9 protein-coding genes are annotated in these 17,074 nt (G+C 44.2%); 7 read left to right on the top strand and 2 right to left on the bottom strand.

The window, feature by feature from the left end; genetic code table 11:
• The 4 genes from OQJ86_RS17480 to OQJ86_RS17465 form a co-directional block, all read left to right on the top strand.
• Window positions 1-477: hypothetical protein (locus OQJ86_RS17480; RefSeq protein ID WP_265988726.1), on the top strand; the 477-nt coding region annotated here is incomplete at its 5' end.
• A 758-nt stretch (window positions 478-1,235) separates the two neighbouring features.
• Complete coding sequence (locus OQJ86_RS17475; protein ID WP_265988724.1) at window positions 1,236-2,933, top strand: hypothetical protein; 1,698 nt, start codon at window positions 1,236-1,238, stop codon at window positions 2,931-2,933.
• Between the two features lie 65 nt (window positions 2,934-2,998).
• Complete coding sequence (locus tag OQJ86_RS17470; RefSeq protein ID WP_265988722.1) at window positions 2,999-4,306, top strand: TolB family protein; 1,308 nt, start codon at window positions 2,999-3,001, stop codon at window positions 4,304-4,306.
• Window positions 4,300-9,054: an OmpA family protein gene (locus OQJ86_RS17465; RefSeq protein ID WP_265988720.1), complete on the top strand. Its 4,755-nt coding sequence runs from the start codon at window positions 4,300-4,302 to the stop codon at window positions 9,052-9,054. Before OQJ86_RS17470 ends, OQJ86_RS17465 begins: the two co-directional genes overlap by 7 nt.
• An 87-nt stretch (window positions 9,055-9,141) precedes the next feature.
• Here the strand turns inward: OQJ86_RS17465 and OQJ86_RS17460 are convergent, their stop codons facing one another.
• Together OQJ86_RS17460 and tssH are read right to left on the bottom strand one after the other, a co-directional pair.
• A complete protein-coding gene (locus OQJ86_RS17460; RefSeq protein ID WP_265988718.1) occupies window positions 9,142-10,770 on the bottom strand; it encodes a sigma-54 interaction domain-containing protein in 1,629 nt (542 codons plus the stop codon).
• Window positions 10,757-13,435, bottom strand: a complete 2,679-nt coding sequence (tssH, locus tag OQJ86_RS17455; protein WP_265988728.1) for a type VI secretion system ATPase TssH — start codon at window positions 13,433-13,435, stop codon at window positions 10,757-10,759. The genes OQJ86_RS17460 and tssH overlap by 14 nt, the downstream gene beginning before the upstream one ends.
• Before the next feature lie 455 nt (window positions 13,436-13,890).
• Here tssH and OQJ86_RS17450 point away from each other — a divergent pair, with 455 nt between their 5' ends.
• The 3 genes from OQJ86_RS17450 to OQJ86_RS17440 all read left to right on the top strand — a co-directional run bounded on the left by OQJ86_RS17450 (window position 13,891) and on the right by OQJ86_RS17440 (window position 17,045).
• Window positions 13,891-14,409 (top strand): Hcp family type VI secretion system effector, encoded by a 519-nt coding sequence (locus OQJ86_RS17450; protein WP_038867845.1) that lies wholly within the window; start codon window positions 13,891-13,893, stop codon window positions 14,407-14,409.
• 72 nt (window positions 14,410-14,481) lie between these two features.
• Window positions 14,482-16,560 (top strand): type VI secretion system tip protein VgrG, encoded by a 2,079-nt coding sequence (tssI, locus tag OQJ86_RS17445; protein WP_039978275.1) that lies wholly within the window; start codon window positions 14,482-14,484, stop codon window positions 16,558-16,560.
• Window positions 16,560-17,045, top strand: a complete 486-nt coding sequence (locus OQJ86_RS17440; protein ID WP_038867841.1) for a hypothetical protein — start codon at window positions 16,560-16,562, stop codon at window positions 17,043-17,045. The genes tssI and OQJ86_RS17440 overlap by 1 nt, the downstream gene beginning before the upstream one ends.
• Window positions 17,046-17,074: the final 29 nt, after the last annotated feature.

The raw sequence follows: 17,074 nt of genomic DNA, 5'->3' as shown, positions 1-17,074 counted from the left end.
GCAGAAGTCGCGTCGGTTGCGGATTCGGTGAAGAGTGTGGCGTTAACGTTGCAAGGCTTTAGTGATGCAACGGGCAATACCGGTGAAGCATTCATATCCAGCAAAGTGTTAGCTATGACTCCTACTATCGCTTTTGAAACAGTAAACGACGTCACAGGTCTAACAACAGTGACTGTCAATGGCATAACTACTCGTTTTGAGGCAGGGGACACAATAGCACTCAAAGCGGTTGATACCGATAGCTTGGAAGTTCTAGGCAGTGCAACAGTGTTACTTGATGGCACATGGACTGTTGATCTTGATTTGTCTACTTTAAAAGATGGAGAAATAGCCGTTTATGCAAATGGTACCAACTCATTATCTGCGACCGCTGATGAGGTGAATACGACATTCAATTACTCTAGTACTACAGCGCTTGTTGTTCCAGATTATTGGGAAAGATATTCCGCGGAGTTACCCTCCCAGAAAGCAGCCTAAAAGAAAGCGAGCATTAAGCTCGCTTTCTTTTTACTTGGTATTAAGTGATCTAAGTCAAACGATTGGCTTTTTCTAATAATTGCGACAAATGACTTGGCGGGCTTTATACAAGGTTAAACATCTAGAATGCCTATGCCAATTTTGTTTTTGGGAGCGGTTAGTGTGATTGTGATGGTTATTTGAAAGATGCTGTGGTGAATATGCCACGTTGAGAATATGTTTTAATATTATATAGTTATACGCAATGTTATACCCCAAGTATAGAGTTCTGCATTAGGTAGTGTGAACTACCTGACGTTTTGTGACTGTGATGAAGCGACACCAGCCTAGCATTGCTTCAAAGTAGTTGCGCTTTTTTGTGAGTGTGACACGCGCTCACCTTTTTATTCATACCTCCTCAGTAGCAATTCATTATCTGTTGTTGCTGAGGAAGGTCATTCCTTCAGAGCCTCTCTCAGAGGTGTCATTTGCCCAATAGAAACTGTTAACTTCTGCCCAAAAATAAAAAAATTCCTTTTATTTGAATCCTTCTTTTTGATTTCAATATTTAGTTATTTTGTCTTTATTTGTAGTTTAAATGACGTTTTTGCTAGCGAATGTGTCTTTTGGGTGGCTTTCAGCTAATTTGTTGATTTTTCTATGTGATTGAATGTTATAAATTAAATTAGTAGCATTAGCGTACCAAATCGTACTTGTAAGCCTTATCAGCTTAAATGTCACCGCAACCATATTTACGATGTTGGTTGTGGAGAATTCAAATGCATTTAGTTTGCAAATTTATACCTAGCTCGAAGCTATCCTCCAGCGAGCTATCTTATGTTCTTACACCAGACGAGTGTATAGGGCAGCTTTCGCGTTTGCGAAATTCAGATGACATCCTTAGAAACCTCCCTAAAGAGTTTGCTCAGAAGATCTCAATCTCAGCCAAGAAGTCTAGTGCCGGGTTGCTAAAGGCTATTCGAAACGAGCTAGGAAATGGGAACTGGGTGGCGTTGTCTTCCTTCTCTCGTAGAACACCGTTAACGGATACCCAATTACAAAGTTTCCCAAGGTTAAAAGCACAGCTTGAATCTGTCTCATCGACTGGTGAGAGCAAAGTCTATAAAGCGGGTTACAAGCAGGTTACTGACGATGTTGCTTTAGTTCGTAGTTACACGCATGTACCTTCTGAGCCGAGCCCAGATCAAAAAATCGTTGTTGAGTTTGCAGGGCAGTGGTCTAGCAATGCAGCATGTTTGATGTTGGGAAAAACCGACGCTCAAAAAGAAAAAGTGACTGTGGGCAAGGCCGATACAGAAAACAAACACCGCAGCCTCGCGACGTTTAAAGATCTCGAAGCGGAGGGCAAAACGCTCTATATCAAAATCCCTTGTTCTGACCAGCCTCAGCCAATCTTGCTTAAACTCGCCGAAGACCTACAACCCGTTGATAAAGAAACTCAGATGGATGAGTGGGATAACGTGTTGGTGCCTGTGAGACCTTTGGCTTACTTAGATGGCAGCAACGACAAAGCAAAAGCTTCTGACCTCCGCGGTGGTTTCCTTTATGTGTTTTGGAAAGGGAAGCTTTGGCGTGAGATGGCCATAAACGAGAAAGGTTACTACCAAGATGTTGACGTCGAGTATTACCGTACGCTAGAGCAAGAAGAAAAGAAAAAAGACACACCTCAGGTAATACAAAGAAGCGCAAGCGGTTTTGCCATGGCGCATTTCTGGGCACCTTACAAAATATCGGGTGAAGTCCAACAGGGAGAAAATGGACTCAAGATCATTTTCTCACCAAAGCAAAAGCGCTTTGCACAAATTGAAGCACTAGAATCGGATGCTGCTTTGCTTGAGAAATCCAGCACACCATTAGATGAATTAAGCAGTTACAGTGATGCACAATCATTCAGTGCACAAGAATTCACCTCCGATGTAGACAGCGCAGCCATCCATAAAGTCACCGAAGACGACATGCCATGGTTTAGCGACCAACAAGCCATCGTTCGCAGCTATGACCAGAGCAACACGGTCATTGCTTATGTGGATGGAAAAAACAGTGGTTTTCTTGTCCGCTTGGAAGTTGGCTTAGCAGATGGCCCATTGGCAGAACAACTAGACCCTTACTCGTTGGCTTCGTATGACGGCTTAGTTGCCATTATGGAAGATTCTGAAAGTGACTGGCGAGTTACCGAGCCCTTTGAGTTAACCAGTAAAGACGGTTATATCAGTGCCTTAGTGACAGGTATGCCTCCCAAAGGAAAGTTTACACTTGTGCTTTCGCACCTTGGCGGGGAGGACAGCGCGGTGATGATGTTTGAAGGGCTGACATACCAAGAGATTATCGCAGAACCACCAGAATTACCGCCGATTTCTAAGCACGAAGAACAGCGAGTGCCTGATGAAGTTAATGAAGAAAGAGAGCGTCAAAAGAAAACATTAGACATGATGCTAGAGCTTATCAACGCCAATTAAAGAGATAATACGGGGAATTTGACTTAGACCTCGGTTTATCAAATCATGAAGAGAACAAGCGAAATATGAAAAAAATCATAATAGGCAGTACCATTGTTGCTGCCTTATTGGCTGGGGCTGGTGTTTTGCATTGGCAAAGCAAGCCTCAAATGGGTGAAGCCTATAAAAGAAACCTCGGTTACACAGTGACATCTACTTTGTTCAGTAAACAAAGAGAGTCCCTTTCAAAAATTCGTGGTTGGCGAATCGACATAGAAACCCTTGAAGGTGTACCAAAAGAAGAGTGGAACGCAACGCACACTCAACCCCAAGTGATGTTTAACTATGGACCAGATTCTACCATCTACACTATGAACCTAGATGGCACGAATGTCCGGTTGTTACTTCATCGAGACGAATTTGGTGAATTACCAGCTGGGGGGAATGATATCAAACGTTCTCCTGATGGGAGATATCTAGCGTTTCGCTATTATGGAGCAGGGGTTAATTGCGCTGTTTATGATTTAAAGAAAAGAGAAACCATCGTTAAGGCGGAATTGTGCACGTCAGCGACCTTTACTCAAGATAGTAAAGAGTTCTATTTTACTGACTCTGATAGTCGTAACCCACAGCGCCTTGAACTCGAAAGCCGCAATCGAAGTGATGTATTTCAATCTACGATCCGCGTTGATAAAGAAACCTTCAATCCACTGCGTGATGGTTATGGTTTCTTTATTGATCAATTCAATGACCGATTTATCTATAAAGTAAGAAAAATAGATGAGGCTGGAAAGCGAGGCCCTGATCAGCAATTAGTTTTCCGTTTTTCAGACATGTCTTTACTTGGTAAAAAAGAGTATTTAGTTCCTGAATGTTTGACCCATTTTACCAAGGGAGCGCTGCAGAAGTATCTAGGCTGTAATAAACGTGAACCCTACGACTTATATTCGCTTGAAGACCCTCAGAAAAAAATTGAACAAGTGCCAGAAAGGTATGTTTTGCAGCGAGGTAAGTGGTATGCAGACGCATATGGCAATAGAGTTGTTCGCCTGAAACAGTCCGGAGAAGTAGGGATGTTTGATGGTTTGAGCTACAACTACGCATTAAAAACGGGGGAAGGTGAGTTCGACTATGACCGACTCCATCGCTTAAGCTTCTTTATTCCCTCATATATGCATGCAGACTTTGAAAGTATGGATTTGCGTCTCTTTATGCCCGCTATTCCTACCAAAGCGCAATTTGATGAGCTGGTGCCTAAAGTGACTGAAAAGATGCGTTGGGATTGCGCAAGGAGTCGAGGACAGTTTCAAAGATGTGCACAACATTTCGATATGAAAGCGCTTTTTAAAGACATGGATCAAGTGAGGGAATATATGGGGGTCAAGAAATGGTAAAACGTTACGATATTCCGGGCCTTTATCTAATGGGGAGATTGCATGACAGGGATGGCAAACCCGTTGGCCGCTTTTTCCCATTAGCACATGAAACATTGGTTATTCCGAGCTTAGAAGTTAAACAAGAGTTTGTTGCAAACCATACTGCTACTAACAAACAGATATCTACCAGTAGCCAAAATCCGATCGCAGTTAGTGATGAGTATGGCAAACTTAATATTTTAGCGGCTCGTGAATTCAACGCAGATCAGATAGGCGCTGAGTTACTTAGGGCTCCTTTGTCAAAGGGTTGTGTGGAAGCCGCGATTAACAAGGGCGCCGTGCGAGACGTGCTGTTTTTTCCAAGCTATTTGGTGCCATTAAGCCAGATGGCGAATGCGGCCCAAGAAAGTAAAGACCAGGAGCCTTGGTTAACGAAACTCTACAACTTGTTGTCTTATAAAGATCTTAAGGAGATAAAAGATGATAAAGGGCAACCTGTTTGTGTTACTGATTTAAGCGTCAAGCGTGTAAGTGTCGAGCAAGATTGCATGACACCTCCCTCGGGACAAGTTGACCAAAGCAGTGACTTCTTTAACAACTACGCAGAGTGGCACAACAAGAGCCACTTAAAACAGATCCATGTAGTTGAAGTTCCGCAGTTTTATACAATTCAGGTTGTCTTTTCTTCAAAAGATTATGTTGGCGCTGAAGTCACATTAGCCGATTTACCAAAAGACATTAATATCCAAGGCTCTGAGACGGAGGGTCAGGGTGTTTTACCTACATCGACGGTTAAAGAAGTTTTCTACAAGTACTCTACAGATGGTCAGGTTAGTCAAGACGAGTCTATGTATGTCGCGACGTTTTGGCTTAATTCGGAAAGTGTTTTATTTTTAAATGAACGACTTACCTCTGTTCGTATTGATATTGATTTTGCGAAACTTAAAAGTGAAGATAAGACCGGAGAGGTTGATCTTGCTTTAACGGCTAAGGGTATTCCTGACCGCTACAGCTTAAAAGAAAATGCTCTTGCTCTCGACATTCATACAACCGCAGGTCGGACTGCTGTTGTTAATGGAGATCCTATTTCCGTTGAAGAAGCCTTAATTAACCATGCTCCGCAATTCTTCCCTCATTTGAACGCCGATTTAGAAGAATTCCCTTACGACAGTCCGGAAAAACTGATTGAACGCAAGGAGACTAAAACCAGTTTACCAAACTCAACGTGGGCGACCTTTCAAACGGTAAAAGGCAGTTTGGAGACAACTTCCGGTGTGTTAAAAGATGGCATCAGTTGGGTGACGTTGAGTAAATTTGCGGCTGCTTCAGTATCAAGCATCAACACTGAAAATGATGAACTTGCTAAGCTAGCACTTACCGTGAGTAAAACTTTGGGTGCTACACAAGCATCTACAGCTTTCATCAAAGCGGTAAAGGAGCTAAAAGATCACTATCCGAACGAAGTGACCCGATCTGCTCACTTTATGTACGGTCAAATTAATGCACAAATAGTATGGTTTAGTCACAAGTTTCATGCGCAGATGGACAGAGCCTCTCCGTTATGGAGCACTTCCATTCTGCCATATCTTAACGGCGCGGGGCGAATCGGAACGAAAGCTTTAGATATGTTAGAGAATCCGTTAACCATCGCGGAGCTGGGTTACGATGCGGTAAATAGCTATGCCAATTGGAGCGGAAGTCAAGCAGCTCAAGGCTCAGCACACGGAGATTTACTATCTAAAATACAGGAATACATGGCAACAACCGCTTCTGTACAGGCAGATAAAGCACAAGCTTTTCAGGGAACGGAAGAGAAGTATCAAAATGCTGTCAATCAACTAAGAAATGAAATGCCAGATTTGTTTGTAGAAGAAGGCAGCGGTTCACTAGACCAGCGTGTAGACGGTGTGTTACTTCGGTTGAACATGACATTTTTTGAGTTCGATTCTTACCAAGTCACTGAAAAAAGTAGTGCGCACAAAAGCATCGCTGAGCAGTTACAGAAGTTAATCAGTAACCCTTTCGAAATTGTCATAACAGGCCATACCTGTAATATGGGGTCAGAAGCCTACAACTTGGCTTTATCGGAAAAGCGTGCTGTTTCTGTCAAAGAGGCAATCCTTGATGCGATGTCTCCGGACGCTCGTAGCGTTTGGTCTCCTATGTTCAAAATTGTAGCCAAAGGGTATGCAGTTTCGTTACCTGGTAATACCAACCGTACGATTGAAGAGCGGGTGAAAAACCGTCGGGTTGAAATCTATCTCGCGTTTAGCCGTTCTGTGGAATATCCACCGTGTCGTGCAGGCCTGATGAATGTTGAAAAGGCGGCAAAGATAAAAATTGCCACAGACATGAACGAAGATCAGGCGATGCTGGAGTTTATCCAATCCGGTTTGAATGCATTAATTGGTGGGGCGGCCATGGCCTTCCCACCAGCAAAAGTCATTGCCGCTGGGGTAGAAGGTGTAAAGCTTGCTACTGCCATTATGGACCTCTTAAAGCCAAACACTGAATATCAAAAATACGTTAAGCAGGTTGATTCCATCCGCCACCAAGATCTTATGGCGTTTAACCAATTTTTAGCACAACCAGATATCCCCAATGCGACCCGAGTGTACTTAAAATCGTATATGAAGCGAATGATTGCGTTGAATGGTTTGATTCGCTTGATTAAGGGCTTTCACGCCACCAAAGTAATGCCTACTTTTAGCAGTGGTGGGTTATTGAGTGATGGCAATTTGTTCAGTGGGCCTAAGCAGTTCAGCGATCTCCAGGTGCTGCGTTATATTGATGAGTTTATCCTCAATGATGGTTGGAGTGTCGATATCTCATTATTGGGTGCTGAACACTTAGATGAAATTTGGATGAAAAAAAATGGCTACAGCCAAACACACAAGCAAGTTGGCAGCGCTTCGGTTGACAGAATATACGCTCAAGGTGTTAATGTTTACCGCCATTATTCATCCGATGATTTAACCGATTTAATGGCTGGGAAAGCCCAGCGATATAACCACTACTTTCCAATTCATTACAGGGCTAGTCAAGACGACAGCCATTTTGAGGCATTACTAGGAGATGAACCGCCAAAAGGCCTAGATGACAGCATCTTCGAGAGAGTTGAAGTCTTTGTCCGTCGCCCATATAAGAATAATGGTTCAGTTCCGAAGTATGATGATTGGGTGCCGTTTGAGCAGTATTATCGAGATAACGGTGCAATGCTGACACCCTATGACAATGTTAAGGTCGTAGCGTTGGTAAAAGATGGGATTGGGAGCGAAGACAACGGCAACGTTATTGGTCAGCTGCCGATTTGTCTTGATGTTATTTCACATAGTTCAAATGAGGGAAACTGGGAGTGGAGTGATAGTGTTGCCTCTACTCACATAGAATATGTAGCAGAGTTAACACCAATGAACTTTTCTGAACAAGAGAGAAAAGTCATTTTTGGCGATGACAAAAATGCGAAGAAACTTGGCGTCATTATTCAGCCAAGTTATTTCTTTGGTACTACACGTGTATTTGGTATTCGACCAGTTGCTAATTACGACGACTTTGCATTGAAGAGTCTCTTTGATACAACTGCTAGCTCAACCGTCTCGGGTGGTTTCAAATACCTGAGCTACTTTTTTGAGTTAAAAGTGCCGGGTCAAAGTAAAACAGAAAAGCGTGTCAGTGTGCTGCGCCCGTTTGGTTCGGCAGATAGCAAAGAGAGAACCATCGACCGATTTAACGTGACGTTGTCGCCATCTCGTCAATATGAGTTAACAAAAGACTTTATCAATTTTAGCGGCGCTATTTTTGGCGATGGTCTCTTCTATGAGAAGACATTTTTAACGCCACCTGAGGGTAAGAAAGTACGATATCCACAGGTTTTTGATGGGGCAAAAGTGAGCCTTTACTTAGGGCAAAGTGGCTTAAAATACGACTCTGCTAAGAAAGGTGGGGATGACCCTCTCCTAAAAGCTGATAAGCGCATGAGTGGTAAAGTTACTGCGTTTGACTGGAATAAAGAAACGACGGCAACTCTACTGATTCGTTCAAAGCCGTGTGATCCTGATAATTTAGAGGATCAAGGTTTTGACAAAAACCTAATCCCAATTCACGTTCAATTTTCTTATGATCCAAACTTATGGCCTGGCTCAAACCTATGTCCAGTGACAGATTTTAAAGCAGTCGTACGACTCGGAACAGTGAAAAAGGTGGGTGACTCTTTTATCTTTGAAAAATCTGAAATCGAACAAATTCCTAAGTCACTATCTGAGCTTCAAGAAGATCTGGTTAAGATGAATTCAGAAAGTTTAGAACATATAGCACTATCGACATGGAGCGGTGCAAGGGAAGAAGAAACCACTTTGTTTGCCAGTGTGGAAGAGCTTTCTTATATCAATCTATTTGGTCACAAAGTAAATGGCTTAAGGCCGATGATTGCACCAAGCAGTTCAAGGAAAGGCATCAACTTTGGTATACAAGTCAATGCTCCGTTTGGATCTGGGCTAGATTTAGAGAAAGGTGAGGGAGTGCACTTGGTCGATAGTGGCGTGACTAGAATTCCAAGTAACTGGATCAAACTCAAGTACAAAGAAGACGAAGTTGAGGCTGCTAAACAGCTTAATAAGCTCAACACAGACCTTGCGTTTGCTGATCAATCTAAGGAAATTAAATTTAAACCGCATATCAACCTTCAGAAATGGATGAGTTACAACGACCATTTTGATAGCTTGCTTGAAGCGAGGATCGATATGATTGATAGCTGGGTAGAGAATTAGTACTAGGATACAAAAAAACCGCCTTCGGGCGGTTTTTTTCTTATCAATGGAAACTGAAGTAAGATTTTCTCGCTTCTCGCTTCCCAATCAACCAGCTGCAGAAATATCGTATTTCTTCATTTTGTGGTTGAGTGTGCTCATGGGCAGCGCTAATTGCTCGGCCGCTTTCTTGGTGTGCCAATTACAGGCATTTAAGCAGTCGATTATCACTGTGCGCTCGTATTGGCTGACAACGTCCTTAAGGCCGATTGAAGCGTCTTCTAAATCCGCTTGCACTGTATCGTTAACAGGTGGTTCTGGGGTAGGTGATGCTACTTTCAATTCGACACTTGGCGTATCTTCTGGGATTTGTTCACCAAACTCAATGTGAGTGATGGTTTCAAAATCGGACAGTAGCACTGAGCGTTCGATGATGTTTTTGAGCTCACGCACATTACCTGGGTACGGGTACGCAAGAAGCTGTTTACGGACGTTGGCACTCAACCCTGGTGCTTGCGGTAGACCTAGCGTGTTGGTGGTGTGTTGCACGAAATGTTCTGCGAGAGGAATAATGTCTGATTCACGTTCTCTCAAGGGTGGCAGCGTAATCGGGAATACATTCAAGCGATAGAACAAGTCAGCACGGAACCCGCCATCTTTGATTTGCTGCATAAGATTACAGTGGGTTGCGGCGATTACGCGCACGTCGACTTCAATCTCTTTACTGGCGCCGACAGGGCGAACCTTACGTTCTTGCAGCACACGCAGCAATTTTGCCTGCAGTAGCATTGGCATATCACCAATCTCATCTAGGAAAAGCGTGCCGCCGTTGGCTGCTTCAAACAAACCAACCTTGTCTTTGTCTGCGCCAGTGAAAGAACCTTTCTTATGCCCAAAAAGCTCAGATTCCAATAACTGCTCTGGAATAGCCGCACAGTTTTGAACGATCAAAGGCTGGTCTGCTCGGTTAGAGTTTTCGTGAATGTATTTCGCGATCACTTCTTTACCTGCACCAGTTTCACCACGCAACAAAACGTCGACAGGAAGAGATAACACCTTATCAAGACGATTCAAAACATTGAGCATTTCTTCGCTCTCTGCAATAGGCCCTTGATAGGTTTTTTGGGTACGCTTTTTGAGCTGAGTGTTCTCGCGGACGAGGGCTTGATTGTCGGCACTGAGGCTTTTAATCACTTGCCCATATTGCTCTAGCCAAACTGCTTGGCGAATATTACTTGCGGCCATACGACAAAACTCAGTTAATGCAGCCTCATTGTCGATAACACTTAAATCGAGCAAGACCAAGAGTCCAATGGTCTTACTTTCGCTATCAATCAAAGGCCAAGCCAATAAGTTTTCACTCTTTAGTCCAAGTATTTGCTCACTTTGATAAATGCTTTCGCAGTCGTAACCGTTGTACTTATACAACTCATTAATCAACACCACCTCACCATTGCGAATCGCAAAGTTAAATGGGTCGTTCTCACTGGCGGAATCAATCTGCAATGCCTCCCAAGGGTGGGAAACAATCGTTTTATCGTTATGGTGAGCGGTACTTGGAATCAACGCCTGACCAGTCTGGTCCAAAACATAAATGATGCCGTGTTTTGCGAGGGTCATTTGTCTCGCCGCGGTCAACACAGCATCCAACGTTTGAGTAAGCTGGCTGCGATCAGCCAAAGACTGGCTGATCGCAAGTAGGGCGTTGCTAAGTTCGCTATGGTTAGCTGAACGCATAGGTTAGTATTCCTTGCTCATCGACAGACACTTCGATTTGCGTATGTGAATCATCCTTGTCATGCACTAATAGCTGAGTCGAGAGCTGAGGCAGTAACTGACGGTTGATGACTGCGTCGATGTTACGTGCGCCCGTTTCAGCAAGGCGACAGTTACCTAGTACGAACTCAACCAAGCTTTCTTCGTAGCTCAGAGACAGCTTGTGATGGCTCTGTAGACGCTGAGAAACTTTGTTCAACTTGTGGTGAATGATTTCTGTCATTGCTTCATCAGACAGCGGAACAAACGGAAGCACAGACATACGCGCCAACAGCGCCGGTTTGAAGTGTTGGTTCAAAGTCGGGCGGATAGCTTCTGCGATGATGTTTGCATCGATGTCTTTGGATTGATGAACTAAAGATTCAATCTCGTGCGTCGCAAGGTTACTGGTCATGATGATCAGCGTGTTCTTGAAGTCGATTGTGCGGCCTTCGCCATCGTTCAGCGTACCTTTGTCGAACACTTGGTAGAACAGGTTCAACACTTCTGGATCGGCTTTTTCTACTTCATCAAGCAGGACAACAGAATATGGACGCTGACGTACCGCTTCTGTCAGCATGCCGCCTTCACCGTAACCTACGTAACCCGGAGGCGAACCGATTAGGCGAGATACCGTGTGCTTCTCTTGGAACTCAGACATGTTGATGGTCGTCATAAAGCGCTCACCACCAAACATTTGATCAGCGATCGCACGAGCAGTTTCGGTTTTACCTACACCACTTGGGCCAACCAGCAGGAATACGCCTGTCGGTGCATCTGGGTTGCCCAATCCTGCTTTTGCAGTTTGAATGCCTTCAGACAGTGCATCAATAGCGTATTCTTGGCCTTTGATGCTTTGTGTTAGGCTTTCTTTCAGTTTTAGCGTGGTTTCTGCTTCGTCTTGAAGCATCTTACCCATTGGAATTCCGGTCCAGTCCGAGATGACGTGGCTGACTTCATCTGGACCCACTTCAAAGTGAACCAATGGGTTGCCATTGCGGATTGCATTTAACTGCTCTTGGCAGGCCGAAATTGCAATGCGAACGGCTTCTTCATCCATTTCTGCATATGGAGAAACGTCTTGCTCTTGTTCTGAATCTTCGTCTGCAACAAGCTCTTCTTCATTTGTTTCGCCAAAGACCAGTTCATGCAAGCGAGAGCGTAGAGCAATCATCTCTTGGATCTGCTCTTTTTCTTTGTGCCATTGCGCTTCTTGTTCTGCTAGCTCTTCTTTCGTTGTTTCCATTGCCAGTTTTAGGTCTGGAATGTTGGCAAGGCTGTGCTTGTCGCCAGTTTGCTGCAGAGCATCACGCTCAAGTGCTTCAAGCTCGCGCTGTTGAGCTGCAAGCTCTTGCTGAAGAGTCTCAACAGAAGCAGGAATAGCATTCAGGCTGATGTTCACTCGTGCACACGCCGTATCTAGCACATCAATCGCTTTGTCTGGCAGTTGACGGCCAGAGATGTAACGAGCAGAAAGCGCTGCTGCTGCGGTGATCGCGTCGTCACGCACGTAAACGTTGTGTGACTTCTCGTATGCTGGGCGCAGACCACGAATGATCAATGCTGCTTGTTCAGGAGATGGCTCGTCGAGTTTCACCAATTGGAAACGACGCGCAAGGGCAGGATCTTTCTCGAAGTACTTCTTGTATTCCGACCATGTTGTCGCAGCGATGGTTTTCACTTCACCACGTGCGAGGGCTGGTTTTAACAAGTTTGCAGCGTCGCTGCCGCCTGCTTGGTTACCACCACCAACAAGGGTGTGTGCTTCATCGATGAAAAGAATGATAGGGGTTGGCGAGTTTTTCACTTCATCCAATACCGCGTTTAGGCGTTTTTCGAATTCACCTTTTACGCTTGCGCCTGCTTGAAGAAGGCCCATGTCCAGGCCGTAAAGCTCAACACCTTTGAGGTTGTCTGGTACGTCACCTTGTACAATCTTAAGTGCCAAGCCTTCTACTACTGCGGTTTTACCAACGCCCGGCTCACCAACAGCAATAGGGTTGTTTTTACGGCGACGAGCAAGAATGTCCACGATTTGGCGGATTTCTTGGTCGCGGCAGAAAACAGGATCGATTTCGCCTTTGCGTGCTTTACCCGTAAAGTCGGTCGTGAACTTGCTCAGTGCTGAACCATCTTCACGAGCTTGTGTTTTCTCTGAAGTCGCGACTTGCGCCTCAATAGAGTGGCTTGTTAGCTCTGCAAAGTTACGCTTAAGGCTGTCAGGGTTTACCGCTTCAAGTATAGAGGCGTAACCATGTTGGCCGTAACGTAGAGGATTGCTAACAAGAGTAAGGAGTAGGGCGCCAGAGCGGATTTGTGTTTCGGATAGATCTAAAGAAGAAACCAGCCAACTTTCTTGTAACCATTCGATTAATAAAGCAGAAAAAACAGGTTTGCTGCCATTTCCCTTGGCGTTGGTGTCGAGGGTGGATCGAATCGATTGTCTTAGTAAGTTCTCAGAACAATCAAAATGACTTAATAAGACGTCAAAATCACTATTTGGCCTTTTTAATAGGCTCAGTAAATAATGCTCGATTTGAACTTCGGTTGCTTTTTCAGAAACTGCAAGTGCAGCTGCGTCTTCTAATGCCACTTTTGCAATAGGGTGGAGACGCTGAATTAATGAAGAAAGGTTTATATTTATCATAGCCATTTTATTCTTTAGAGGAAAAGAGGTAGCGGCTATTATACTAAAAGTGATAACACTCTTTTTTTATCAAGATATTTTGCCTAGCGTTTGTTGGTGATTTTAATGACAAAATTAGTGGGAATATTTACGGTTGATTATCTTGGTTTGTCATACTGAATTAATTCTTAGTTAATATGACTAAATAGATAGTTTTATTAACTTTATTCTGTTCTTGATATATGGTTATTTTCACTTTTTATTATTGAAACAATTTATTATTATCGATTTCCAACTTTTTGGTTTTTTATCCAATAAATTGTACTTAATAAATTGACAAATAAAGCCCGTTTTTAGCTAAGTGTTTGTATTGTAAGGTTTATAAAAGTTGGCATGGAGTTTGATTATACTAAGTAGTCGCGGTGATAAGCGATTTGGTGATTTAAACAAAACAGATTTTAGAAAAGGAAATAACGATGCCAACTCCAGCATATATGTCTATCAAAGGTGAAACTCAAGGTCACATCACTAAAGATACTTACTCTGCAGATTCTGTAGGTAACACATGGCAAGAAGCTCACGTTGATGAGTTCCTAGTACAAGAACTTGATCACGTACTAACAGTGCCACGTGACCCACAAAGCGGTCAGCCAACTGGTCAACGTGTACACCGCCCAGTTGTTGTAACTAAAGTTCAAGACCGTTCTTCTCCGCTACTATTCAACGCACTAGTTTCTGGCGAAAAACTTCCTGAGTGTGTGATTCGTTTCTACCGTACTTCAGTTCAAGGTAAGCAAGAGCACTACTACTCAATCAAACTGATTGATGCGCTACTTGTAGATATCCAAACTCGTATGAACCACTGTCAAGACGCTGCAACAGCAGACCGCGTGACAGAAGAAGTTCTTAAGCTGACTTACCGTGCAATCGAAGTAACTCACGAAAACTGTGGTACAGCTGGTAACGACGACTGGCGTGCTCCACGCGAAGCATAATTGCTTTTTGCGTAAAGATTCAGGGCCAACAATTGTTGGCCCTAATTCGATTATTTGTATCAGGTAAAAGATATGGTGAATGACGTAGAATTTAAATTTGAAGTGCCAGGGTGTGGGCACGACTTTCGAGTAGAAAGCTTTCAAGTGAATGAAGAGCTTTCGAAGCCTTTTCACATCAGTCTCTCATTACTTTCACTTGATCCAGATATTTCTTTTGATGCCTTGATTCGTAAAGCGGGCACGTTAACTCTTTATGGACAGGGTGTAGGTGCTGCGCGCGTATTCAACGGGGTAGTAAACGAAGTTCGTTACCTAGGTACGGGTCGTCGCTTCTCTCGTTATCAATTGGTTCTGGTTCCTCAAGCTTGGTTCTTATCTCAGCGTCAAGACTGTCGCATCTTCCAGCAGAAATCTGCGAAAGACATCATCACGGAAGTGCTTGATGATGGCGCAGTTACCGACTATCGATTTGAAGTCTCGGGTACTTATCCTCCGAAAGAATACGTACTGCAATATCGTGAATCTGACCTTCAGTTCGTTCAGCGAATGATGGCAGAACACGGTATGTGGTATTACTTTGATCACACTGATGCTAACCACACCATGGTGATTGTGGATAGCAACGATGCTATTGCGCCTTTGGTGAGCTCTCCTATCAACGCTTCTTATATTGGACCGATTGTTTACCATGCTGATGGCGGCGGTGTTGCGGATCGCGAACACATCTCTGATCTTGAGCTTGTTAACCGCGTGCGAACGGGTCAGGTTACGTACACGGACTACAACTACGAGCAGCCAAAGATTCCACAAGAGATGACGCATGCAGGTGATCTCGACCAAGATCTCAAGCAGTTTGATTATCCGGGGCGTTATGTTGATCCTGCAATGGGGCAGGTGAGAACGACTGAGTGGATGTCTGAGCACATTGTTGATAATCAACAAGTTGAAGCAAGCAGTGATGTGATGCGTTTGGCATCCGGCTATAGCTTCAACATCAGTGATCACCCTCGTTCGGCGATCAACCGTGATTACATCATGTTATCAGTGATGCACACAGGGCAAGACCCACAAGTGCATGAGGACGAAACAAGTGGTATGCCAACCACGTACTACAACCAGTTCTCTTGCATCCCTCGTGACGTGGTATTCAAAGCTCCTAAACTGGCTGCTCCGCTTGTAGACGGCCCTCAAACGGCGGTAGTGGTTGGTCCAGCAGGCGAGGAGATCTACACCGATAAACTAGGACGAATCAAAGTTCAGTTCCACTGGGATCGTTACGGCGATAACGATGAGCACGCAAGCTGCTGGATTCGCGTAAGCCAATCTATGGCGGCTCCAACATGGGGTGCAGTTTACTTGCCACGTATTGGTCATGAAGTTGTCGTTACCTTCCTTGAGGGAGACCCAGACCGACCGCTTGTAACAGGCGCGGTGTACAATGGCCTGCATTTCCCTCCGTACTCATTGCCAGAAAACAAAACGCGTACCACGTTCCGTACTCAAACGCACAAAGGCACTGGTTACAACGAGCTGAGCTTTGAAGACGAAGCGAACCAAGAAGAAGTCTACATTCACGCTCAAAAAGACATGTCGACGAAGGTACTCAACAACCGTTACCGAGACATCGGTCAGGATGAGTTCTTAAAGGTCGCGCGTCACCAAACTAATGAAGTGCATGGTGACCATAAAGAAACTATTGATGGTCACAAGACAACACAAGTAAACAGCACGTTTACTGAGACGGTAGAACAAGACGTCACTGTGACTTACAACGCCAATGAAACTCAGTATGTGAAAAACAATTCTGATTTGGAAATTGGTGATAACCGTACAACCAAGATCGGCAAGAATGACGACTTGGATGTGGGTGAAAACAGCAACCTGACTGTCGGCGCTTCTAAGAGCTCTGATGTTGGTGCTGACGATAATCAAACGGTAGGTGGTAACTTAACCGTATCGGTGAAAGGTAACACGTCTTACAAAGCCGATGGTGCGACGCAAATCATCAGTGGTGACAAGATTGTATTGAAAACCGGTGGTTCTTCATTAGTGATGAACAGTGACGGTTCAATCAAGCTTTCTGGTTCTTCAATCACCATTGAAGGCAGCGATAAAGTCGTCGTGAAAGGTGGTAACGTAGCGATTAACTAATGATGGAAAAACAACCTCTTATTGCAGAAACCATCACGAAACAGCAAGCCGAATCACCGGCTTGCTTTTCGCGTTTTGGAACCATAGTCGCCATTAACGAGTCAACGGGCAGTGTCCGTGTCGATTTTGATGGTAATCCATTCAATCAACCGCTCACTGCAAGGTTAGGGCGCGGCTTTCGTCGCAGTGAACTACAAATGGCAATAGATAATAAACTGAGTTGCCGTATCGAATTTATGAACGACGACTTAAGCTTGCCTCTCGTGACGGACATTTTTTTCTCTATTCTGAATGACTCTGATGAGTTCGTGTTGAGAGCGAAAAAGATGGTGATAGAAACCGAGCAAGAACTGATCGTCAAAAGTGGTGAGACAGAAACGCGCTACAGTGGGCGTGATGGCCGAATTACGACGAAAGCGAAATACGTCACCTCACAAGCAGAAAAAGCTCAAAAGATTCAAGGCGGAACGATCGCAATTAACTAGTTACCTTGAGTTAGCTAATTACTTCGTAT

The sequence above is a fragment of the Vibrio sp. Sgm 5 genome (genome assembly GCF_026241575.1).
GTDB lineage: Bacteria > Pseudomonadota > Gammaproteobacteria > Enterobacterales > Vibrionaceae > Vibrio > Vibrio jasicida.
Note: the sequence above shows the minus strand (reverse complement) of the source record. Positions and strands in the feature narration are given on the sequence as shown.

Excerpts from the sequence above, each read along its gene's own strand:
- OQJ86_RS17465 (WP_265988720.1), top strand. The coding sequence starts at position 4,300 with ATGGTAAAACGTTACGATATTCCGGGCCTTTATCTAATGGGGAGATTG.
- tssH (WP_265988728.1), bottom strand. The coding sequence starts at position 13,435 with ATGATAAATATAAACCTTTCTTCATTAATTCAGCGTCTCCACCCTATT.
- tssI (WP_039978275.1), top strand. The coding sequence starts at position 14,482 with ATGGTGAATGACGTAGAATTTAAATTTGAAGTGCCAGGGTGTGGGCAC.
- OQJ86_RS17450 (WP_038867845.1), top strand. The coding sequence starts at position 13,891 with ATGCCAACTCCAGCATATATGTCTATCAAAGGTGAAACTCAAGGTCAC.
- OQJ86_RS17460 (WP_265988718.1), bottom strand. The coding sequence starts at position 10,770 with ATGCGTTCAGCTAACCATAGCGAACTTAGCAACGCCCTACTTGCGATC.
- OQJ86_RS17440 (WP_038867841.1), top strand. The coding sequence starts at position 16,560 with ATGATGGAAAAACAACCTCTTATTGCAGAAACCATCACGAAACAGCAA.
- OQJ86_RS17475 (WP_265988724.1), top strand. The coding sequence starts at position 1,236 with ATGCATTTAGTTTGCAAATTTATACCTAGCTCGAAGCTATCCTCCAGC.
- OQJ86_RS17470 (WP_265988722.1), top strand. The coding sequence starts at position 2,999 with ATGAAAAAAATCATAATAGGCAGTACCATTGTTGCTGCCTTATTGGCT.